General features: G+C 73.5%; 19 protein-coding genes. 8 read left to right on the top strand and 11 right to left on the bottom strand.

Features of this window, described 5'->3' with window-relative positions; genetic code table 11:
* Positions 1 to 8: 8 nt before the first annotated feature.
* From pdhA to ACIBFB_RS25610, 3 genes are read left to right on the top strand one after another with little or no spacing between them, the layout of a single operon-like run.
* The gene (gene pdhA / locus ACIBFB_RS25620; RefSeq protein ID WP_397234415.1) at positions 9 to 1,094 is read left to right on the top strand and encodes a pyruvate dehydrogenase (acetyl-transferring) E1 component subunit alpha; all 1,086 of its coding nucleotides are present in this window, start codon (positions 9 to 11) and stop codon (positions 1,092 to 1,094) included.
* A gap of 1 nt (position 1,095) precedes the next feature.
* Entirely contained in the window at positions 1,096 to 2,088 is a 993-nt protein-coding gene (locus ACIBFB_RS25615; protein WP_397234413.1) for an alpha-ketoacid dehydrogenase subunit beta, read from the top strand.
* A complete protein-coding gene (locus tag ACIBFB_RS25610) occupies positions 2,085 to 3,446 on the top strand; it encodes a dihydrolipoamide acetyltransferase family protein (RefSeq protein ID WP_397234411.1) in 1,362 nt (453 codons plus the stop codon). Before ACIBFB_RS25615 ends, ACIBFB_RS25610 begins: the two co-directional genes overlap by 4 nt.
* 169 nt (positions 3,447 to 3,615) lie before the next feature.
* Here the strand turns inward: ACIBFB_RS25610 and ACIBFB_RS25605 are convergent, their stop codons facing one another.
* Complete coding sequence (locus tag ACIBFB_RS25605; protein ID WP_397234484.1) at positions 3,616 to 3,990, bottom strand: MerR family transcriptional regulator; 375 nt, start codon at positions 3,988 to 3,990, stop codon at positions 3,616 to 3,618.
* Between the two features lie 65 nt (positions 3,991 to 4,055).
* On the opposite strand from ACIBFB_RS25605, the gene ACIBFB_RS25600 reads away from it, so the two are divergent.
* Positions 4,056 to 5,264, top strand: coding sequence for an MFS transporter (locus ACIBFB_RS25600; RefSeq protein ID WP_397234409.1), 1,209 nt, complete (start codon positions 4,056 to 4,058; stop codon positions 5,262 to 5,264).
* Positions 5,265 to 5,360: 96 nt separating this feature from the next.
* On the opposite strand, the gene ACIBFB_RS25595 is transcribed toward ACIBFB_RS25600, so the two are convergent.
* On the bottom strand, positions 5,361 to 5,963 hold the full coding sequence (locus ACIBFB_RS25595; protein WP_397234407.1) for a TetR/AcrR family transcriptional regulator: 603 nt from the start codon (positions 5,961 to 5,963) through the stop codon (positions 5,361 to 5,363).
* Positions 5,964 to 6,192: 229 nt separating this feature from the next.
* On the opposite strand from ACIBFB_RS25595, the gene ACIBFB_RS25590 reads away from it, so the two are divergent.
* The gene (locus tag ACIBFB_RS25590; protein ID WP_397234405.1) at positions 6,193 to 6,957 is read left to right on the top strand and encodes an SDR family NAD(P)-dependent oxidoreductase; all 765 of its coding nucleotides are present in this window, start codon (positions 6,193 to 6,195) and stop codon (positions 6,955 to 6,957) included.
* 85 nt (positions 6,958 to 7,042) lie between these two features.
* Here ACIBFB_RS25590 and paaZ read toward each other — a convergent pair whose 3' ends face one another.
* From paaZ to ACIBFB_RS25570, 4 genes are all read right to left on the bottom strand, one after another.
* Complete coding sequence (paaZ, locus tag ACIBFB_RS25585) at positions 7,043 to 9,076, bottom strand: phenylacetic acid degradation bifunctional protein PaaZ (protein WP_397234403.1); 2,034 nt, start codon at positions 9,074 to 9,076, stop codon at positions 7,043 to 7,045.
* Positions 9,077 to 9,315: 239 nt separating this feature from the next.
* Entirely contained in the window at positions 9,316 to 10,278 is a 963-nt protein-coding gene (locus ACIBFB_RS25580; protein ID WP_397234401.1) for an ADP-ribosylglycohydrolase family protein, read from the bottom strand.
* A gap of 70 nt (positions 10,279 to 10,348) precedes the next feature.
* Positions 10,349 to 12,379 carry a helix-turn-helix domain-containing protein gene (locus ACIBFB_RS25575; protein ID WP_397234399.1) on the bottom strand — a complete coding sequence of 677 codons (2,031 nt, stop codon included), beginning with the start codon at positions 12,377 to 12,379 and terminating at the stop codon, positions 10,349 to 10,351.
* Positions 12,364 to 13,197, bottom strand: coding sequence for a 3-hydroxybutyrate dehydrogenase (locus ACIBFB_RS25570; RefSeq protein WP_397234397.1), 834 nt, complete (start codon positions 13,195 to 13,197; stop codon positions 12,364 to 12,366). The genes ACIBFB_RS25575 and ACIBFB_RS25570 overlap by 16 nt, the downstream gene beginning before the upstream one ends.
* 230 nt (positions 13,198 to 13,427) lie before the next feature.
* On the opposite strand from ACIBFB_RS25570, the gene ACIBFB_RS25565 reads away from it, so the two are divergent.
* On the top strand, positions 13,428 to 14,435 hold the full coding sequence (locus ACIBFB_RS25565; RefSeq protein WP_397234395.1) for an alpha/beta hydrolase family esterase: 1,008 nt from the start codon (positions 13,428 to 13,430) through the stop codon (positions 14,433 to 14,435).
* Between the two features lie 10 nt (positions 14,436 to 14,445).
* Here ACIBFB_RS25565 and ACIBFB_RS25560 read toward each other — a convergent pair whose 3' ends face one another.
* From ACIBFB_RS25560 to sigK, 5 genes are all read right to left on the bottom strand, one after another.
* Complete coding sequence (locus ACIBFB_RS25560; RefSeq protein ID WP_075926532.1) at positions 14,446 to 14,679, bottom strand: hypothetical protein; 234 nt, start codon at positions 14,677 to 14,679, stop codon at positions 14,446 to 14,448.
* 180 nt (positions 14,680 to 14,859) lie between these two features.
* Complete coding sequence (locus ACIBFB_RS25555) at positions 14,860 to 15,360, bottom strand: MarR family winged helix-turn-helix transcriptional regulator (RefSeq protein WP_397234392.1); 501 nt, start codon at positions 15,358 to 15,360, stop codon at positions 14,860 to 14,862.
* Between the two features lie 67 nt (positions 15,361 to 15,427).
* The gene (locus tag ACIBFB_RS25550) at positions 15,428 to 17,062 is read right to left on the bottom strand and encodes an AMP-binding protein (RefSeq protein WP_397234390.1); all 1,635 of its coding nucleotides are present in this window, start codon (positions 17,060 to 17,062) and stop codon (positions 15,428 to 15,430) included.
* Positions 17,063 to 17,239: 177 nt separating this feature from the next.
* On the bottom strand, positions 17,240 to 18,061 hold the full coding sequence (locus ACIBFB_RS25545; RefSeq protein WP_397234388.1) for an anti-sigma factor domain-containing protein: 822 nt from the start codon (positions 18,059 to 18,061) through the stop codon (positions 17,240 to 17,242).
* Positions 18,058 to 18,648 carry an ECF RNA polymerase sigma factor SigK gene (sigK, locus tag ACIBFB_RS25540; RefSeq protein ID WP_397234482.1) on the bottom strand — a complete coding sequence of 197 codons (591 nt, stop codon included), beginning with the start codon at positions 18,646 to 18,648 and terminating at the stop codon, positions 18,058 to 18,060. Before sigK ends, ACIBFB_RS25545 begins: the two co-directional genes overlap by 4 nt.
* Before the next feature lie 161 nt (positions 18,649 to 18,809).
* On the opposite strand from sigK, the gene ACIBFB_RS25535 reads away from it, so the two are divergent.
* Together ACIBFB_RS25535 and ACIBFB_RS25530 are read left to right on the top strand one after the other, a co-directional pair.
* Positions 18,810 to 20,426, top strand: a complete 1,617-nt coding sequence (locus ACIBFB_RS25535) for a molybdopterin-dependent oxidoreductase (RefSeq protein WP_397234386.1) — start codon at positions 18,810 to 18,812, stop codon at positions 20,424 to 20,426.
* A gap of 94 nt (positions 20,427 to 20,520) precedes the next feature.
* Positions 20,521 to 20,826, top strand: a complete 306-nt coding sequence (locus tag ACIBFB_RS25530) for a hypothetical protein (RefSeq protein WP_397234384.1) — start codon at positions 20,521 to 20,523, stop codon at positions 20,824 to 20,826.
* Positions 20,827 to 21,455 lie beyond the last annotated feature (629 nt).

Genomic DNA, 21,455 nt, shown 5'->3' with positions numbered 1-21,455 from the left:
GTTGGAGCATGGCTGGTGGCCAGGACCTTCTTCCCTCCGAGCGACCGCTGAGGCTGCTCGACGAGACCGGACGGCGCGTGTCCGGCACGGAGCTGCCGTTCCCGGACACGGACCGCCTCCTCGCCGCGTACGCCTCCCTGGTGATCGGCCGCCGCGTCAACGACCAGGCCGGTGCGCTCGTCCGCCAGGGACGGCTGGCCGTCTACCCCTCCTCCCACGGACAGGAGGCGTGCCAGACCGGCGCCGCCCTCGCCCTGGCCGACGGCGACTGGCTGTTCCCCACCTACCGCGACACCGCCGCGATCGTCGCGCGAGGCGTCGACCCCGTCGAGGTCCTCACCCTCCTCAAGGGCGACTGGCACGCGGGCTACGACCCCTACGCGCACCGGGTCGCACCCCAGGCCACCCCGCTGGCCACCCAGCTCCCGCACGCCGTCGGCGTCGCGCACGCGGCCCGCCTGCGCGGCGAGGACACCGTCGTCATGGCCCTGTGCGGCGACGGCGCCACCAGCGAGGGCGACTTCCACGAGGCGCTCAACTTCGCCGCCGTCTTCGGGGCTCCCGTCGTGTTCTTCGTGCAGAACAACGAGTACGCGATCTCCGTCCCCCTGTCCCGGCAGACCGCCGCGCCCTCCCTCGCCCACAAGGGCGTCGGGTACGGCGTGCCCGGCCACCGCGTCGACGGCAACGACACCGCGGCCGTGCTCTCCGTCCTCGACCGCGCCGTCGAGGCCGCCCGCTCCGGCGAGGGCCCCCAGCTGGTGGAGGCGCACACCTACCGCATGCAGGCGCACACCAACGCCGACGACGCCACGCGCTACCGCAGCGCCGACGAGGTCGACCCGTGGGTGGCCCGCGACCCGCTCGTGCGCCTGGAGGCCTACCTCAGGCGCAGGCGGGTCCTCACCAAGGCCCGCCAGGCCGAGATCACCGAGCGCGCGGAGTCCGTGGCCGCCGCCATGCGCGAGGGACTGGCCCGCGACACCGACCCCGCGCCCGCGGACCTGTTCGCGCACGTGTTCTCCGCCCCGACCCCCCAGCTGGCCGAGCAGGCCGCCGTGCTGGCCGACGAACTGAGCAGAGAGGGCCACTGACATGGCGACGGACCCCACCAAGCTCACCATGGCCCAGGCGCTCAACCGCGCCTTGCGCGACGCCATGGCCGAGGACGGGAGCGTGTACGTCTTCGGCGAGGACGTCGGCCCCCTCGGCGGCGTCTTCAGGATCACCGACGGCCTCACCGACGAGTTCGGCGAGCAGCGCTGCTTCGACACCCCTCTCGCCGAGTCCGGCATCGTGGGCATGGCCGTGGGCATGGCGATGAACGGCATGCGGCCGGTGGTCGAGATGCAGTTCGACGCCTTCGCCTACCCGGCCTTCGAACAGATCGTCAGCCACGTCGCCAAGACCCGCAACCGCACCCGGGGACGGGTCGGGCTGCCGATGGTCATCCGGGTCCCCTACGCGGGCGGGATCGGCGGCGTCGAGCACCACTGCGACTCCTCCGAGGCCTACTACGCGCACACCCCCGGCCTGACCGTCGTCACCCCGTCCACCGTCGCCGACGCCTACTTCCTGCTGCGCGAGGCGATCGCGTCCCCGGACCCCGTCGTCTTCCTCGAACCGAAGAAGCTGTACTGGGACAAGGCGGAGGTCGACCTCACCGTCCCGGAGCCGGGCATCGGCACCGCGGTCGTCCGCCGCCCCGGCGCCGACGCGACCCTGATCGCCTACGGCCCCTCGGTACCGACCGCTCTGGAGGCCGCGGAGGCCGCCGCCCAGGAGGGCCGCAGTCTCCAGGTGGTCGACGTGCGCTCCCTCGTCCCCTTCGACGACGCGACCGTGTGCGAGGCCGTGCGCTCCACCGGCCGGGCGGTCGTGGTCGCGGAGGCGAGCGGGTACGCCAGCGTCGCCTCGGAGATCGTGGCCCGCGTGACCGAGCGCTGCTTCCACTCGCTGGCAGCGCCGGTGCGCCGCGTCACCGGGTTCGACATCCCCTACCCCCCGCCCAAGCTGGAGCGCTTCCAGCTGCCCAGCGTGGACCGCATCCTCGACGCCGTCGACGACCTGCAATGGGAGGACCAGTGAGCATCCGGACCTTCGACCTTCCCGACCTCGGCGAGGGGCTGACCGAGGCCGAGGTGGTCAGGTGGCTGGTCGCGGTCGGCGACACCGTGGCGATCGACCAGCCCGTCGCCGAGGTGGAGACCGCGAAGTCGATCGTGGAGGTCCCCTCGCCGTTCGCCGGGACGGTCGACGGGTTGCACGGCGCGGAGGGTGCGGTCCTCGCGGTGGGGACGCCCCTGATCAGCGTGGACGACGGTGAGGAGGCGGCGCCCGCCGCGCCGGATCCGGTGTCCGGGGCCGCGGTCACCGGCTCGCCGGAGGGTGAGCGCTACCGCGAGGAGGAGCGCGCCGGGTCCGGGTCGGGCAACGTGCTCATCGGGTACGGAACCTCCGAGCACCGGGCCGCCGGACGCCGCCGCAGGCCCAGGAACAGGCCGCCCGCACCCGTACCGGCCACGGCTCCGGCCTCCCCCGCACGCGGCACGCGTCCGCCGCTCGTGACCTCGCCGCTGGTCCGACAGCTGGCGCGCGAGGCGGGACTGGCGATCGCCTCGGTCACCGGCAGCGGCCCCGGCGGTCTCGTCACCCGGGCGGACGTGCGCGCCGCGATCGAGGCCGCGCGGGCGGAGCCGGCCCCGGCGGCGACCGCCGCGCCCGCGCCGGCCGCCACGGGCGGCACCGATCCGCGCACGGGTCTGGCCGAGTCCCGCCGAGTCCCGATGAGCGGGTTCCGCAGGAGCGTCGCCGAATCCCTGTCCCGCAGCCGCCGGGAGATCCCCGAGGCCACCGTCTGGGTCGACGTGGACGCCACCGAACTGGTCCGTCTGCGGCGCTCCGACCCCGACGGCCCCGGCCTGCTGTCCTACGTGGCGCGTTTCGTGGTCGCGGGGCTGCGCGCCCACCCGGAGCTCAACGGCCTGGTCGACACCGACCGCGGCGAACTCGTCCAGTACGACGGAGTGAACCTGGGCCTGGCCGTCCAGACCGACCGCGGTCTGGTCGCGCCCGCGGTCCTGGGCGCCCACCGGATGACCACGACCGAACTGGACCGGGAGATCCGGCGGCTCACGGCCGCCGCCCGCGAGGGGAGGGCCACCCCGGCGGAGACGACCGGCGGGACGTTCACCCTGAACAACTACGGATCGCTGCGGGTGGACGGCAGCGCCGCCATCATCAACCATCCGCAGGTCGCCATCCTCGGCCTGGGCCGGATCATGGACCGCCCGTGGATCGTGGACGGCGAGCTGACCGCCCGAAAGATCACACAGCTCTCCTTCGCCTTCGACCACCGCGTCTGCGACGGCGGCACGGCGGCGGGCTTCATGCGCGTGGTCGCGGACGCCATGGAGAACCCCGCGAAGGCCGTCGCCCAGTTGTAGGGCGGACACCACCGGCCGAGCGCCCCGGGGAGTCGGCACCCCGGGGCGCTCCTGTGCCCGGTGGCGGAGACAGGGTGACGAGGCGTCGTGTCGCCGTGTCGACTCGTCGCCAGGACGGGGAACGGCCGGGGCCGGTCCGCTCAGGTCCGACCGCCCCGGCGGCCCCTCCTCACGCCCGTGGAGGGTTCCCGTCGCGGACGGCCTCCAGGTACTCCGAGATGGCGTCCCTGTTCCTGGACAGGCAGGAGATGCGCTGGGACATCCGGTCGCGCTCGTGCTCCAGCAGCGCGAGCATCTCCGGGGTGGCGTCGGGGAAGTGGATGGACCGGGGCTGGTCCAGGCAGGGGAGGATCTGCCGGATCAACCGGGTGGGGAGCCCGGTGTCGAGGAGTCCCCGGATCTGCAGGACCCGGTCGACCAGCCGGGGGTCGTAGTCGCGGTAGCCGTTGGGCAGGCGGCGGGGGCGGATCAGGTCCTGCTCCTCGTAGTACCTGAGCAGTCGTCGGGGGGTGCCGGTCCGCTCGGACAGCTCTCCGATGCGCATGTGGTCGAGCTCACTCTCCGCCGCGTTGACCTTCACATCTATGTGATGGTTTGAGCATACGCGGTATGCGAAGCACCTCCACCACGGACCCCCGAACCCCACCGGCCGACCGTCTCCCCCTCGCCGCCCTGCTGGCCCTGGCCACGGCCGTCTTCGTCACCTCCCTCACCGAGACCCTGCCCGCCGGGGTGCTGCCCGCGATGAGCGCCGACCTCGCCGTCAGCGAGTCCGCCATGGGGCAGTCGGTGACGGTCTACGCGCTCGGCACGGCGCTCACCGCGATCCCCCTGACCGCGGCCACGGCGCGGTGGCGGCGCAAGCGGCTGCTGCTGGCGACGGTCGTGGCGTTCGCGCTCGCCAACACCGTCACGGCGGCCTCGACGGACTACCTCCTCACCATGGCCGCCCGGTTCGTCGCGGGCGTGGCCGCCGGGTTGGCCTGGGCGATGCTGGCCGGATACGCGCGCCGCATGGTCCCCGACCACCTCCAGGGCAGGGCGATCGCGGTCGTCATGGCGGGCATCCCGGTCGCGCTGTCCCTGGGCGTGCCCGCGGGCGCCTTCCTCGGCGCGGTCGCGGGCTGGCGGCTGACCTTCGGCCTGATGACCGCGCTCACCGTCGTCCTCGTCGTGTGGATCCTCGCCCTGGTCCCGGACCAGCCCGGCCAGGAGCCGGGCGCGGGGACGCCCGTGGGCCGGACCCTCGCCGTCCCGGGCGTCCTCCCGGTCCTGGTCGTCACTCTGGTCTTCGTGCTCGCGCACACCATCCTGTACACGTACGTGGCCGCGTTCCTGGGCCATGCGGGTCTGGACGAGGCGGTCGATCTCGTCCTGCTGCTGTTCGGCGCGGCGTCCCTCGTGAGCATCTGGGTCGTGGGCGCGCACATCGACCGCGGGCCGCGCACGCTCGTCGTGGGCAGCGTCGTCCTGGTCGCCGTGGCGGCCACCGCTCTGGCCCTCCTGTCCGACGGCGCCGTTCCCGTGTACGCCGCGGTGGTGCTGTGGGGGCTCGGCTGGGGCGGTGTCCCCACCCTCCTCCAGACCGCCGTGGCCGACGCGGGCGGCGAGGCCGCCGACACCGCGCAGTCGATGCTCGTCACCCTGTGGAACGTGGCGATGGCCGGCGGCGGGGTCGCGGGCGGGGCGCTGCTCGCCGGCCTCGGACCGGCGGCCCTGCCCTGGACCCTGCCCGTCCTGCTGGCCCCCGTGCTGGTCGTCGTGCTGGCCGCCCGCGTCCACGGGTTCCCCGCCCGGCGCCCGGGCGCCGGTGGTTGACCCTGCCCGGCACCCGAACGACGACGCGCCCCGCCCCGGTCCGCACCGGTGGCGGGGCGCCGCGCCGTCGACACGCCGATGCGGCGCCGCGTCGGGTTACGCGTCGTCTCCGTGCCCGAACGCGGGCAGGCCCCGGACCGCGGTCGCGAGCGCGTCGCGGATGAGGCGGCCCATCCCGGGTTCGTCGCCCTTCCTCTCCGTGCGGCGGACCCACTCCTCGGCGGCCAGCCGCAGCGCGGCGTTGAGCGTGGCGGCCTGCACCCGCACGTCCAGATCCTCCGCGCTCCCCCCGGTGCGCTCGGCGATGATGTCCGCGAAGACCGACTCGGCCGCGTGATGGACCTCCAACCACACGGCCGCGAGCGCGGGCTCCGTGTGCACCATCCGGACGAGGTCGGCCACCGGGCCCGCCAGCGGCGGTTCGTCGCCGAAGGCGTCCTCGCGCTCCAGGAACTCCAGGAGGGATGTCTCCGCAGGGCAGGCGCGCAGGTACGCGGCCATGTCGTCGAGGCCCGCGGTCAGCAGGGGCCGCACACAGCCCTCCTTGCTGGGGAAGTACCTCCACAGCGTCCGGGTGGAGATGCCGAGCTCACGCGCGATGTCGTCGCCGGTGGTCTCCGACACCCCGTTCTCCGTGAACAGCCGGACCGCGGCGTGCGCGATCTGCGTGCGGACGATCTCCCGTCGCCGGGGGGTCATGGGCGGGCGACCCCTGCCCGGGCGCGCACGGGCGGAGTCCGGAGACGGTGTCCTCCCCACGGTCCTCCCCCTCACGTCGCGGCTCCCCGGGCGGATCCCACCCTAGGCGTAAGGGCCGCCGAGTCCGGTCGCAGCCGCCCCGACCGGACTTCATTATTGTCATTAAGCGACAAAAAGTCCTACAGTGACACTATTGCACCCGTCACCAGCGGTTTCGAGAGGACATCCCATGAGCGGTTCGAGCTTCGAGGACAAGAGCGTGATCGTCACCGGAGGCGGGTCCGGCATCGGCCGGGCGAGCGCGCTGCGGTTCGCCGCGGAGGGCGCCCGGGTCCTCGTCGCGGATCTCGACGCCGACACCGCCGAGGCCGCGGCCGACGAGGTCCGCGCGGCCGGGGGAACCGCGGAGACCGTGGTCGGCGACCTCAGCCGCCAGGAGGTGGTCGACCGGGTCGCGGCCACCGCCGCCGACCGCTTCGGCGGCATCGACGTCCTGGTCAACAACGCCGGGATCATGGACGACCTGTCCGCCGCGGCCGAGGTCTCCGACGCCGTCTGGGAGCGGCTCATCCGTGTGAACCTCACCGCTCCGTTCCTGCTCACCCGCGCCGTCCTGCCGCACATGCTGGAGCGGGGCGCGGGCTCGATCGTGTTCACGGCCTCGGAGGCCTCGCTCCGCGGGAGCGCGGCGGGCGCCGCCTACACCGCCGCCAAGCACGGGGTGGTCGGCCTGGTGAAGTCCACCGCGGTGATGTACCGGGACAGGGGGATCCGGGTCAACGCCGTCGCCCCGGGCGGAACCGCGACGGGCATCTCCGTGAACCCCTCTCCCGGGGCCCACGGGCCCGCCGTCATGGGCACGTACGCGGCCAACATCGGCCGGGTCGCCGAGGCGTCCGAGCTCGCGGCGGCCATCGTCTTCCTGGCCTCCGACGCCGCGAGCAACGTCAACGGCGTGGTGCTGCCGGTCGACAACGGATGGGCGGCCGTCTGAGGGCTTGCGAACGACGAAGCGCCCCGCCCCGGTCCGCACCGGTGGCGGGGCGCCGCGCCGTCGACATGCCGATGCGGCGCCGCGTCTACTCGTCGCCCTTCGCGACCAGCGTGAGCACGTCGTAGGTCGCGACCGGCTCGTCGCGCTCGTTCGTGACCAGCGCGTCCCAGCGCACCTCGCCGTAGTCGGCGTTCGTGCGGGGCGTGATCTGCTTGGCGGTCAGCCGCACCCGGATGGACTCGCCCTCCTTGACGGGCGTGAGGAACCGCAGGTTGTCCACGCCGAAGTTGGCCAGGACCGGGCCCGGGGCCGGGTCGACGAACAGTCCCGCGGCGAGCGAGACCACCAGGTAGCCGTGGGCCACGATCCCGCCGAACAACGGGTTGGCCGCGGCGGCCTCCTCGTCGGTGTGGGCGTAGAACGTGTCCCCGGTGAACTCGGCGAAGTGGTCGATGTCCTCGCGCGTGACCGTGCGCGTCGCGGAGGCGATCGTGTCGCCGATCCGCAGCTCGGCGAGGTTCTTGCGGAACGGGTGCACCTCGCCGACGTCGCGCCTGGAACCGGTGGTCCAGTGCCCCGTGATCGCGGTCACCATGTCCGGGGAGGCCTGGACCGCCGTGCGCTGCATGTGGTGCTTGACGCCGCGCACGCCGCCCATCTCCTCACCGCCGCCCGCGCGGCCCGGGCCTCCGTGCACCAGCATCGGCAGCGGCGAGCCGTGCCCGGTGGACTCCTTGGCGTCGTCGCGGTCGAGCACGAGGATCCGGCCGTGCCACGGGGCCAGGCCGAGGACGACCTCGCGGGCCACGTCCGGGTCGTGCGTGACGACCGAGCCGACCAGGCTGCCCCGCCCCCGCGCGGCCAGCCCGATCGCCTGGGCCAGGTCCTCGTAGGCGATCACGGTGCTCACCGGGCCGAACGCCTCCACCTCGTGCGGCTCGTCGGCCTCGGGGCGGGCGCGGAGCAGGATGGGCGACATGAACGCGCCCGACTCGGCGTCGGCGCCCACCACCTCGACCTCGTCCAGGTCGCCGTGGACGAGGTCGGCGGAGGCGAGCAGCGCCCTGACCGCCTTGCGGACCTCGGCGCGCTGGTCGAGGGTGGCCAGCGGGCCCATCCGCACTCCGTCGTGGTCGGCGGCGCCCACGACGACGGTGGACAGGCGGTCGGTGATGGCCTCGGTGACGGCGTCGGCCATCGGCTGGGGCACGATCACGCGGCGGATGGCGGTGCACTTCTGCCCCGCCTTGACGGTCATCTCCGTGACCACCTGCTTGACGAACAGGTCGAACTCGGGGTCCTCGACCCCGACGTCCGGGCCGAGGATCGAGCAGTTCAGCGAGTCGGCCTCGACGTTGAGCTGGACCCCGCCGCGCACGACGTTCGGGTGTTCGCGCAGAAGGGCGCCGGTCGCGGCCGAGCCGGTGAAGGCCACGACGTCCTGCGGGCCGAGGTGGTCGAGCAGACCGCGGTGGGTGCCCACGAGGAGCTGGAGCGAGCCCTCCGGCAGGAGGCCGGACTCGACCATGCGCCGCACGACGGCCTCGGTCAGGTACGCGGTCTGGCCCGCGGGCTTGACGATGCTCGGCATCCCGGCGAGGAAGGCGGGCGCGAGCTTCTCCAGCATCCCCCACACGGGGAAGTTGAAGGCGTTGATCTGCACGGCCACCCCCGGGCGGGAGGTGTACACGTGCTGACCGACGAAGGTGCCCTGGCGGCTGAGCGGCTCCACGGGCCCGTCGAGGATGACCGTCGCGTTGGGCAGCTCGCGCCGCCCCTTGCTGGAGAAGCTGAACAGCGTGCCGAAACCGCCGTCGACGTCGACCATCGTGTCGCGGCTGGTGGCGCCGGTGCGGTGGGACAGCGCGTAGAACTCGGCCTTGTGTTCGGTCAGGTGCGCGGCGAGCCGCTTGAGGACGATCGCACGCTGGTGGAAGGTGAGCGCGCGCAGCGCGGGGCCGCCCACGCTCCGCGCGTAGTCGATCATCCCGGCCACGTCGGGTCCGTTGGCCGAGATCCGGGCGACGGTCTCGCCGGTGTTCGCGTCGGCCAGCGGCGCGCCCTCGTCCTCGGGGGTGAACCACGATCCGCGCGCGTAGCTCTCCAGTGTGTGGGACACCTGACGGTCCTCTCCTCGGGCTGTGGGTCTGCTCGCACAGTATTACAGACCGATCGTTCAGTAAATAGTCACTGGTGAGGCGCCGTGCCCGCCGTTCGCGGGCCCCTCCGCGCGGCGGGGGTTCCGGACAGTCCGACCGCGTCGATAAACCGGGAGGAACGCGCCCAAACGATGTGTCGTTGTGTCGACATATCGACTTACGCCGGAACGCGGCCCTCCCCGGTGCCCCGAGCTCCCGCTCAGGAGTGCCGACGGGTGACGGCCAGGGCCAGGTCGGCGAGCCCCTCGGCCCGGTAACCGGGCCAGCCGTGCACGGCGGACACGTACTCCGCGGGGATCGACCGGGCACCCCACCGTGCGCCCAGCAGCGCACCGGCGATCGCCGCCACGGTGTCCGTGTCGTTCCCGGCGCGCACGGCGGACGTCAGCGCCGGTGCGAACCCGTCCTCCCGCGTGACCGCGGACCACGCGGCCTGGAGCGCCCGGACGACGAACCCGTTGTCGCCGAACGCGTGCGGAGGACGCGCCTCGGCCTCGTCCAACCACCCCGACCACGCGTCGCGCCGATCCTCTGGCAGCAGGTCGAGGCCCGCGCGGACGCCGCCGAGGTCGGCGTCGGCCACAGCGTGCCGCACACCCTCGCACCACAGGACGCACGCCTCCCCCGCCAGCGGGTCGCCGTGGGTGAGGTCGCTGAACCGCCGCGCCGCCACGGCCAGTCCCCGGGGATCGTCGAGGTAGGCCAGCGCGAGCGGCCCCGTGCGCATCAGGGAGCCGTTCCCCGCGCTCGGGACGCCCGCCGCGTACAGCTCGGCCGCACCCTCCGCCATGACCTGGGCGACCCGGTCGGTCCGCCGGGCGTGCTCGGCCTCGCCCAGGACCCGCGCGGTCTGGTTCCCGATGTCGGTGGCCCCCTCGTCCCGCCACCTCAGGAACGCCCGCGCCGTCGCCGCCAGCGCCTCGGGGGAGAGCGGGTCGTCGTGGTCGCGCAGGGCCTCGGCGACGCAGACCGCCATCTGGGTGTCGTCGGAGTACTCTCCCGGCGCGTAGGGCCCGAGCCCGCCGCCCACCATCGCCGGGGTCTCGTCCTCACGCAGCGGCGGCCGGAACTCGTAGGGAACGCCCAGCGCGTCCCCGCAGGCGGCGCCCAGCAGGACGCCCACGGCACGGTCGTCGGCGGTTCCGGGGAGAGGAAGGGACACTGCGGGCCTCGCGGTCGTCTCGGGGGTCGCCGGCCCTCCGAGCCTACCGAGCCGTGGGCGTTCGGCCCCGTCAACCGCCGCCCTGGTCGCCGAGGAGGTCCACACCCTCGTCGAGCAGACCGTGCAGGTGCAGCGCGAGCTGTAGCTCCAGTGCGCGGTCGGGGCGCTGCCAGTCCGCTCCGATCAGCTGACTGATCCGCTCCAGGCGCTGCGCCACGGTGTTCACGTGGATGTGCAGGTCGTCCTTGGCGCGGGACAGGTTGCCCCCGGCCGCGAAGTAGGCGCGCAGCGTCTGGACGAGCAGCGTGCCGCGCCGTGCGTCGTAGTCCAGCAGCGGGCCCAGGGTCGCCCCCACGAAACCGGGCACGTCCCGGTCCTGGCTGAGCAGCAGACCGGAGAAGCCCAGGTCGTCCGCGGTCGCCACGGCGCCCTCCCGGCCCAGCGCCCGCAGCGTCTGGAGGCAGCGGGTCGCCTCGGTGAACGCGCCCCGGAACGTCGCCGGGCCCTCCGTCGGCCCGGCCAGACCCGCCGTCACCGGCCCGTTGGCCGCGGCGGACAGCTCCGCGACCACCCGGCTCCCCACCTCGGCCGGATCGGTTCCGGGGAGCGCGAGCACCAGGCGCCCGGCCCGCTGACCGGTCAGGCCGCCGGTGGTCTCCGCGGCGTAGGTCGCCGCCGACCGCAGCCGCCCCGGATCGGCGCCGGGCGCCTCGGCCACCACCAGCACGTGCGGGGCGTCCAGGTCGGCCCTGAGCAGGGCCGCGCGCTGGCGCAGCGACCCCGGTTCACGCGCGGGCACCTCCAGCAGCTCGTTGAGCAGGTCGCCGCGCACCCGGTGCTCGGTCTCGCTCACCGACCGGCGGATGAGCAGGAGCAGCGCGGTCACCATCGCCGCCCGTTCCAGGATCCGCTGGTCGGTGTCGTCCAAGGCCACGCCGCGCAGAACCAGTGTGCCCAGGGGTTCGTTCCCGGCCGCGGCCACCGCGACCCACACGCCGTCCGCCTCCCCCGCGCGCACGGCGCGTCCGCTGGCCAACGACGAACGCGCCGCCTCGGACAGATCCGCCTCGTCCAGCGGGTCGCCGCCCGGTTCGGCCTCGCCGACCACCCCCTCCGGGGTGGCGGTCACCGACGCGTCCGAGGCCGTGTCGTGGATCAGCACCGAACCGCCCAGGACCCCGGCGATCGCCGCCGCCACCTCGCGCACCCCGCCGCCGCGCAGCACCAGGTCCGTGAGCCGGTCGTGCGCCGCCGCCGACCGCTCCACGGACGCGGTGTGCCGCTGGAGCCGCTCGTTGACGGTGTGCAGCTCGTCGAGGGCGCGGCGGGTGTCGTCGATGAGGTTCGCGCTGTCGATCGCGATCGCCGCGTGCGTGGCCAGCGACGCCAGCAGCGCGACCTCGGAGTGCGCGAACGGCCGTTCCCGGCGGTTGGCCGCGAACAGCACCCCCACGTCGCGGCCGTTCATCTTCAGCGGCACGCCCAGGATGGCCACCAGGCCCTCCTCGCGCACCGCGTGGTCGATGTTCTCCGCGTGGGTGAACCGCGGATCCGCGAAGTAGTTGGCGGTGACGTAGGGCAACGCGGTCGAGGCCACCAACCCGCCCAGCCCCTTGCCCGCGCCGAGCCGCAGCCGCTGGAAGGCCGCCGACACCGAACCCGACGTCACGCGCATGTACGTGCCGCCCACCTCCGGGTCGCTCAGCGTCAGGTACGCGACGTCGGTGCCGAGCAGGTGGCGCGCCCGCTCCACGATCGCCTGGAGCACCTGGTCCAGGCTGCGCATCCCGGCCAGGTCGTTGGCCGTCTCGAACAGCGCGCTCAGCTCGGACTCGCGGCGCTGCCGGTCGCGCATGACCGACCGCACGCGCAGCGCCGTCAGCTTCGTGTTCTCCAGCGCGGCCACGACCGCCGGGTCGGCGCCCTCGGCGCGGGCGCGCAGCACCGGCCGTTCGTACTCCACGGTCGGCGCGTCCCGCAGCAACAGGTCCAGGAAGAACGCCTGGTCCGCCGCGCCCGCCGGGTCAGGGGCGGACGCGTGGTCTGGATGGGGCTCCGGGACGGGCCCGTCGGCGGGGGTGGTGTTCAGCTCGCGCTCCATGCTCCGTCGACCGGCAACGACGCGCCGTTGACGAACGACGCGTCCGGACCACACAGGTAGGCGACCAGTTCGGCGACCTCGGCCGGTTCGACCAACCGCTTGACCGGACTCCGCGCCAGCAGGACCTCCGCGGCCACCCGTTCCTCGGGGATCCCGTGCGCCGCCGCCTGTTCGGCGATCTGCCGCTCCACCAGGGGCGTCCGCACGTAGCCGGGGTTCACGCAGTTGGAGGTCACGCCGTGGGCGGCGCCCTCCAGGGCCACCACCTTCGAGAAGCCCTCCAACCCGTGCTTGGCGGTCACGTAGGCCGACTTGTAGGCCGAGGCCCGCAGCCCGTGCACCGAGGAGATGTTCACGACCCGGCCCCACCCCCGCTCGTACATGTGCGGGAGTGCGCCGCGCACGACGCGGAACGGCGACTCGACCATGAGTCGAAGGATGAACGAGAAACGCTCCGGAGGGAAGTCCTGGACGGGCGCGACCGTCTGGACGCCCGCGTTGTTCACGACGATGTCCGCTCCGCGCCCGGCCTCCTCGGCGGCGTCCAGGTCGGTGAGGTCGATCTCGACGGCCTCACCCACGCCCTGCCGGGCCAGCTCCGCCAGCGCCCCGCCGTCGAGGTCCGCCATGCGCACGGTCGCGCCGGCGGCGGAGAGCCGCAGCGCGCAGGCCCGACCGATGCCGCTGGCCGCGCCGGTGACCAGCGCGGTCCTGCCGGTCAGGTCGACGCGGACGCTGTGGGCGGCGGGGGTCGCGGCGGCGTCGGGGGTGTGCGGGGCCCGCCGTGCCGCGTGCGACGGGTACTCGTGCGTCGTCATGTCTAGCAACGTAGGTCGGGCGCGGCGGTCAGGGGATGGGCTGCCCGGACACTCGCCCGGGCGAGAGTGTGTGCGGACCGGACATGTGCGCGGTGACCGCTGTGGGCACTCCACCGCTCCGCACGAGCGGATCGGGGTCCCACGGACATGTCGCCCGCGCCGGGGCCGGGGTTAGGCTCCGCGCAAGGTTCGGCCGAACCCTCCCCCCACCGTCGAACCCGGAGGCTCCCATGCACTCCCCCACGGCCGTGCGGACGGCCCCGACCCCGCGAAGCCTCGCGGCGGCGCTGGTGACCCTGCTCGCGGCGACCGCGACCGTACTCCTCTCCAGCGCGCCGCGCGCCGAGGCCGCCGCGCTGCACCCGGTGCCCTTCTTCGGCGCCAACCCCGGTGCCCTCGGCATGTACGCGTACGTCCCCGACGGGCTGGACGCCGACGCGCCCCTGGTCGTCCTCCTGCACGGCTGCGGCCAGGACGCCGCCGCCTACCACGCCCACTCCGGCTGGGCCGAGCACGCCGACGCCCACGGCTTCGCGCTCGTCTACGCCGAACAGCGCTACACCAACAACCTCAACCGCTGCTTCAACTGGTTCTCCCCCGGCGACGTGGCCCGGGGCTCCGGCGAGGCCGCCTCCGTGCGTTCCATGGTCGCCTACGCCGTGGCCCGGTACGGGCTCGACGACGGACGGGTGTACGCCTCCGGCCTCTCCGCGGGCGGCGCGATGACCGGCGAACTCCTCGCCGCCTACCCCGACGTCTTCGCCGGCGGATCGATCGTGGCCGGTGTCCCCGTGGGCTGCGCCCGCACCGTGATCGACGCCTTCACCTGCATGAACCCGGGCCGGTCGCGTACCCCCGAACTGTGGGGCGACCAGGTGCGCGCCAAGAACCCCGACTGGACGGGCCCGTGGCCGCGCGTCGCCGTCTGGCACGGCACCGCCGACCACACGGTGGTGCCCGCCAACGCGGACGCGAGCGTCGCCCAGTGGACCGATGTCGCGGGCGTGCCCGGAGCACCCGACTCCACCGAGGACCTGGGCGGCTCCACCACGGCCGCCTACCACGGCGGCGGACCGACGACCGCGGCCGTCGCCCGCTACACGGTGACCGGTATGGGACACGGCACCCCCGTCGACCCCTCGTCCGGATGCGGGAGCGCGGGCGCCCACTTCCTCGACACCGTCTGCTCGACCGGGCACACCGCCGCCTTCTGGGGCATCGGCGAACCGGTGACGTGACGGGGAGGCGTCACAGGGTGCTCTCGCCCCTGGCCAGACGCCCGAAGTGGGCGACCGTGGCGCCCAGCACGAAGTGCGCGGCCTGGTGCTCGGTCATCGGCACCACCCCCGCGGCGATCTGCACCCGGAAGGGGAACTCGTCCTCGGGGCGGATGCGGAAGTCGTCGATCACCCCCTGGGACAGGAGCATGGTCAGGGCCTCGCGCACCTGTCCGCTGCGGTTGTCGGACGCCCAGATCGACATGTCCCCACGGTAACGCAGAGACTCCGCCGCGTACGGGGTTCGGGCCGATCCGGGACCGCGCGTGGGCGGGCACGCGGGCCCGCCCACACACGTGGGGACGGGCACGACCCCCGTGGTGCCCGTCCCCGCCGCCACCGTGTCCGCCGCCGTCCCCCGGCGGCGGACACGCGCGACGGAGACTCAGGTACGCCGTCGCCGCGGAGTGTCCGCCCCGTGCCCGAGCACGTTCGCCCGCAGACGCCCCAGGGACAGGCGCGTGGCCTCGAACTCGTCCCCGGGCAGGTCGATGGCGCGACCGATCGCGTCCGGGATCCCCTCGGCCCGGACGCGCAGCCGCCTGCCCTCCTCGGTGGCGGCGACACGGACGGTCCGCTCGTCCTCCGGGTCACGGCCGCGGTGGAGGAGTCCCCGAGTCTCCAGACGCTTCAGCATCGGGGTGAGGGTGCCGTAGTCGAGTTGCAGGACGGCGCCGATCTCCTTGACCGAGCATTCCTCCCGCTCCCACAACAGCATCATCACCAGGTACTGGGGATAGGTCAGGCCCAACGGGTCGAGGTGGGGCCGGTAGATGTTGGTGACGGCCCGCGCGGCGGTGTACAGCGCGAAGCACATCTGCTCGTCGACGGGTGGGAGGGGGGAACCGCCCTCGGGGCCAGGGGTTCGGTCCGACACCGGACTCATGGTAGTTACCGCGCACACGATGTCAAAGTCTTCGATGTCCTCGTGCACGAGGTGTCCGGAGCGGCCGTCACCGCGGGGGGAGGTCCGTCGGAAGGTGCCGCTTCATCACCTTGCCCGCGGGGTTGCGCGGCAACTCGTCCAGCGGCACCACGTCGCGCGGCACGGCGAACCGGCTGACCTCGGTACGGACGACCGCGCGGACCTCGTCCGGGTCCACCTCCGCGCCCTCCCGCGGCACGACGAACGCCGCGAACCGCTGCCCGAACTCCTCGTCCGGCACACCCGTCACAGCGACCTCGCTCACGGAGGGCAGCGTCAGGATCGCCTCCTCCACGGGACGCGGGAACACGTTCTCCCCGCCCGAGACGATCATGTCGTCGTCGCGCCCGGACACGTGCAGCAGCCCGTCGGCGTCGAGTCGCCCGCGGTCGCCCGTCTCCATGAGCCCGTGCGCGCGGTTCTTGTTCGCGCCGTTCGTGTAGCCGTCGAAGAGCATGTCGTTGCCGACGAAGATCGAACCCTCCGTCCCCGGCGGCACCTGCGCGCCGTCCGCGTCGAGGATCGCCACCCGCGTGCCCAACGGCGGGCGTCCCGCCGTCGTCGGCACCGCCCGCATGTCCTCGGGGGTCGCGATGGTCGCCCACGACACCTCGGTCGAGCCGTACAGGTTGTAGAGCACGTCCCCGAACTCGTCCATGAACTCCGTGATCAGCCGGGGGCTCATCGCCGACCCGCTGCACGCCACGATCCGCAGCGAGGAGGTGTCGTACCCCGCCCGCACCCGTGCGGGCAGGTCCATGATCCGCCGCAGCATCACCGGGGCCGCGAACAGCGCCGTGCACCGCTGCTCCGCCACCGTGCGCAGCACGTCCTCGGGATCGAAACGACGGCGCATGACCAGTGTCGCGCGCATGGTCATGCCCAACTGGACGCCCGCCAGCCCCCACGCGTGGAAGGCCGGGGCCGAGACGAGGATCCGGTCCGCGGAGTTCAGCGGGATCCTGGAGAGGATCGCCGCCGCGTCCCGCGGGCCCCGGGGCGTCGGGCGTCGCGCCCCCTTCGGTGTGCCCGTGGTTCCCGAGGTGAGGATGATCAGCCGTCCCGGACGCTCGGGCGGCGCCGGTTCGGCCTCCGCGCTCTCCTGGGCGCTCCACGGCACCCGGAGTCCCCCGGCGGGACCGTCCCCCCACGCGCGGACGCGGGCGACGTCGGACGGGACCTCCGCGCACTGCGCGTCGAACTCCTCGTCCAGGACCAGGACCGACACCTGGTTCGCCGTCGTGGCGGCGGCCAGCTGCCCCGGGGCCAGCCCGGTGTTGAGGAGGACGGCGTCGGCGCCCAGCCGACCGCAGGCGATCATCGTCTGCACGAACGCGCTGTGGTTGCGGCACAGCACGCCCACGCGCGACCCCGCTCCCACGCCCGCCCGGTGCAGCTCCCGGGCGAGGGCGCGCCCGCGCAGGACCATCTCGCGGAAGGTGAACGCTCCCCGCTCGTCGACGATCGCCACGGCGTCGGGGACGCGCTCGTTCGCGGCGGCGTAGGCGCCGGCCACGGTCGCGCCCCACACGCGCAGGGCGCGGAGTTGGCGGACGATCCGGTCGGGTCGTCCGGGGCTGATCACCCCGGACCGGACGAGCACCCGCACCGTGCTCAGGGTTCGGTTCAGGGGGGAGGTGCCGGACGGACGTGCTGCTGCCATCGTGTCTCCGTAGGGGTCGGGGACGGGCGAAGCGGTCCGCGCCGCACCGGAGAGCCTTCGCCACCCCCTCCCCGGAGTACTGCGACCGTAGGTGACACGGTGGCGCGGTTTCTCCGTCCCGAAGTGAGTGTCCGGCCGGGTGCGGTTGTCACCTCCCGACAATCCGCCGCGGGGCGGTCAGAGATCGAACTTCATCGGCTGCTCGCTCGGCTCGGGCATGCCGCCCTCGGGCTCCAGGGAGACCCCCACCTGGATCGGCGTCCCCATGTCGTGGGCCATGCCGGAGTACCGGCCGTCGTCCGACAGCGTGAGCATCCCGGCCGACCGCATGCCGTCCTCGTCGACGTACCACATCTGGTACTCCATCCCCGGCGGCGTGTCCGGCAGCCCGTCGACGACCAGCATGAGCGCGTCCATCTCGTAGGACGTGAAGGCCGTCGCCCTGGCGCCCTCGCCGAGCGGCCCCTCGTGCATGTGCGTGTCCGGAGCCGCCAGCAGCGCCTCGACCTCGGCGTGGTGCCGCCTCGACTCGTCCATGCTGCGGTCCACCGACAGCAGCGCGGCGCCGAGCGCCACCGCGACCAGCGCGCACGCCGCCGCGACGAGCCACGGCAGCCGGCCGCGCCACCAGCGCGCGGGGCCGTGCACGACATCGGCGGTGCTCCCGTCCCCGCCGCGGTTCCCGGTCCCGTCCCCGCCGTCGGTCCCGTCCCCGTGACCGCGACCGCCGTCCTCCGCCGTCCCGTCCGTCCTCGGCGCTGACGGGAGCGGGGCCTGTCTCGTTCGGCTCGCGAGCGCGCTGACCCGCGTCCACAGTTCCTCCGACGGTTGCGCGGCCTCGGCGTACGCCAGCCTGACCAGCGTCTCCCGGAACTCCGCCAGGTCCCGGCGGCAGTCCTCGCACTCCGGCAGGTGACGCTCGACGGCGTCCCGTTCCTCGGCCTCCAGCGCGTCCACCGCGTATCCGGCGATCAGTCCGTGGACGTCCACGTCGCTCATGCGGTCACCCCCAGGCAGTCACGGAGCCGGATCAGGCCGTCCCGCAGACGCCCCTTCAACGTGGTCAGCGGAACCTCCAGCAGCGCGGCGGCCTCCCGCTGCGTGTACCCCGTGTAGTACGTGAGCCGGACGGCGTCGTGCTGGAGCGCGGTGAGGCGGCGCAGACAGCGCCGCACCTTCTCGCGTTCGAGGCTGGTCTCGACGTGCTGCTCCACGCCGTCGGCCGGGGTCGCCCCCGGCTCCAACCGTCCCGCCGCGGTCGCGCGCTCGGTCGCGGCCTCCTCCGACCGCACCCGGTCGACGGCCCGTCGGTGCGCGATGGTCAACACCCAGGAGCGCGCGCTCCCCCGTGCCCGGTCGAATCGGGCGCAGTGCCGCCACACCTCCAGGAACACCTCCTGGGCCACCTCCTCGGACTGGGCCTCGTCCAGGAGGACCCTCCGCACCACCCCGAACACGGGACCGCTCAGCTCCCGGTAGACGCGTTCGAACGCGGCCAGGTCGCCCACCGCCGCCTGGCGGAGCAGCCCGGCCAACTCGTCGTTCGACGGCACGGATCCACCGCCGGGCCTCCCGGCGCCATCCATCCTGATGCCTCTCACCCGTTCCACGGTCACCCTCTTCCCACCTGCCGTCGTCTCCCTGTTCGGCGCGGGGGACGGTGAGGTGACGTCTCGGCCGGAACATGTTTATCAGTTCGTGACCACACCCCACGTCTCCTCGACCGGAGCGGATCCGAACCCAGGGCATGTTCGACACCACCCGTACCACCGGACGCGGTCCGGGAGCGATCGTCGGCCTCGTCGCGGCCGGTGCCGCGCTCGCGTCGGCCGAGGTCGTCGGCGCCCTGCTGTCCAGGCCCTCGTCAGCCCCGCTCCTGGCGGTGGGCGACGCCGTCGTCGACCTCACCCCGCAGCCGGTGAAGCAGTTCGCGATCGACACGTTCGGGACCGCCGACAAGATCGCTCTCTTCGTCGGCATGGGCGTGATCCTGGCGGGCGCCGCCGCTCTGCTGGGCGCGGGCGCGGCGCGACGGAGGTGGATCGGCCACGTCGGGATCGCGGCGTTCGCGGCCGTCGGTCTGGCCGCCGCGCTCACCCGGCCGGGGAGCGGGATCCTCGACACGCTGCCGACGCTCACCGGGGCGGCCGTGTGCGGCACGGTCCTGCTCTGGCTGCTGGGGGCCGCGTCCCGACCGGCGGCCGCGCCGTCCGGGCGAGAGGAGGCGGGGCCGGACGGATCCGACGGGACCGAGCACGCGGAGGAGGAGCCCCGGGGGTTCGACCGGCGGAGGTTCACCCTGCTCGCGGGGGCCGCGGCCGTGGCCTCGGCGGGCGCGGGGACGGCCGCCCGGCTGTTCAGCTCGTCGGGGGCGGGCGTCGGGCTCGCACGGGAGGACGTCACCCTGCCCAGGCCCGCGTCCGTGGCCGCGCCCGTCCCGGACGGCGCGGACCTGGAGATCGACGGCCTGGCCTCCTTCTTCACCCCGAACGAGGACTTCTACCGGATCGACACGGCGCTCTCCATCCCCCGGGTGGACGCCTCCACCTGGTCGCTGCGCGTCCACGGCCTCGGGGCGCGCGAGCGGGTGTACACGTACGCCGATCTGCTCGCCCGCGACGATCTCGTCGAACGGGACATCACCCTGGCGTGCGTCTCCAACCCGGTCGGCGGGGAGTACGTGGGCAACGCGCGCTGGATCGGTGTTCCGCTCGCCGCCCTCCTGGAGGAGGCGGGTGTGCGCCCGCCCGCGGACGGCGGTCCGGCGGACCAGCTCGTGTCGCGGTCCGACGACGGCATGACCATCGGCACGCCCGTGGCCGACGTGATGGACGGCCGCGACGCCCTGATCGCCATCGGCATGAACGGCCAGCCGCTCCCCTACGACCACGGGTTCCCGGCGCGCATGGTCGTGCCCGGTCTGTATGGCTACGTGTCGGCCTGCAAGTGGATCGTCGACATCGAACTGACCACCTTCGACGCCTTCGACGCCTACTGGGTCCCGAGGGGCTGGTCGGCCCGGGGGCCGATCAAGACCCAGTCCCGGATCGACACACCGCGCGAACGCGCGACGGTGCCCGCCGGAACGGTCACGCTCGCGGGTGTGGCCTGGGCGCAGAACACGGGGATCGACCGGGTGGAGGTCCGCGTGGACGACGGCGAGTGGCGGGAGGCGGCGTTGGCCGAGGAGGACACGGCCGACACCTGGCGTCAGTGGGTCCACGAGTGGGACGCCGAGCCGGGAGAACACCGGATCTCCGTACGCGCCACCGACAGGGACGGCGGGACCCAGACCCCGGACCGGGCGGCCGTGGCCCCCGACGGGGCGACCGGCCACCACACGATCGAAGTCGTCGTCACCTGACCGCGCGCCGTCCGCGTGCGCGCACAAGCCTCCCTGGGAGCGTCCGCTGCCCAGGGACGACCGGACAACGGATCAGAACGGAAAAGAGTTCATCATGCCCGCAGCCAGCACCCTCCGCCGCCTGCTCATGGCCGGAGCGATCAGTGCCACGGCCGTCCTCACCATGGCCGCCTGCAACGACACGGCGTCCGACGGGTCCTCCGTGGAGTCCGAGGAGATGGAGGAGGGCACCGAGGACGAGATGACCGACGACATGGAGGACGACTCCATGGAGGACGACATGACCGAGGACATGGAGGGCGACTCCATGGAGGAGGACATGTCGGATGACATGGACGGGGACACCATGGACGACGAGATGACCGACTCCATGGAGGACGACATGGACGGGGAGAACTGATCTCCCCGGGGTGAGTGGCGTTCCGGGGAGCCCGGCCCGAGCACGGGCCGGGCTCCCCGTCGACCATGGCGGCGTCGCGTCCGGTCCCGAGGCACTCGGGCCGGGCGTCACCGTCCGTCCGGGGCTCGTCGGTGATCAGGTCGCCCGCTTCGGTGGGTGTTCCCCGGTTCCGGTGGTGAGGGTGAGGCGGAGGGTGCGGAGGACGGGGAATCCGGCGGGTACGGACTGGCGGAGGCGGAGGACGCCGGCGCTCGGGTGACCACCGACACAGGGATCCCGGTTTGCCTGGGGGCGGGGCTGGGGGTAATGTTCTCCGAGTCGCCGCGGGACGGCGAGCGGCCCCCAGGGGCCGACTCGGAACCGGGCCGCGATCTGAACTCCTTCCACTGAATCCACTGGTTCGAGCATGCGCTCGGGACCGGTATGCTCGGTGGGCGCTCCAGGGCCGATCAATTGCGATCGAGAATGGTGCGAATCAGGATAAAGTCTGACACACGGGTGCTTTACCCCGTTCGGTTGATCCGAAACCGCCGATTTGGCGGGGCACGGAACACCTGATAAAGTAAAGACACAACAAAGCGGAAACGCAGACGCCTTCCACGGAAGAGCGACCGGACACACGATCCACC

This window comes from Nocardiopsis sp. NPDC050513, from assembly GCF_044457925.1.
In the GTDB taxonomy this organism is placed as follows: Bacteria; Actinomycetota; Actinomycetes; order Streptosporangiales; family Streptosporangiaceae; genus Nocardiopsis.
The sequence above is the reverse complement of the archived record's forward strand: the minus strand, read 5'-3'. Positions and strand labels throughout refer to the sequence as shown.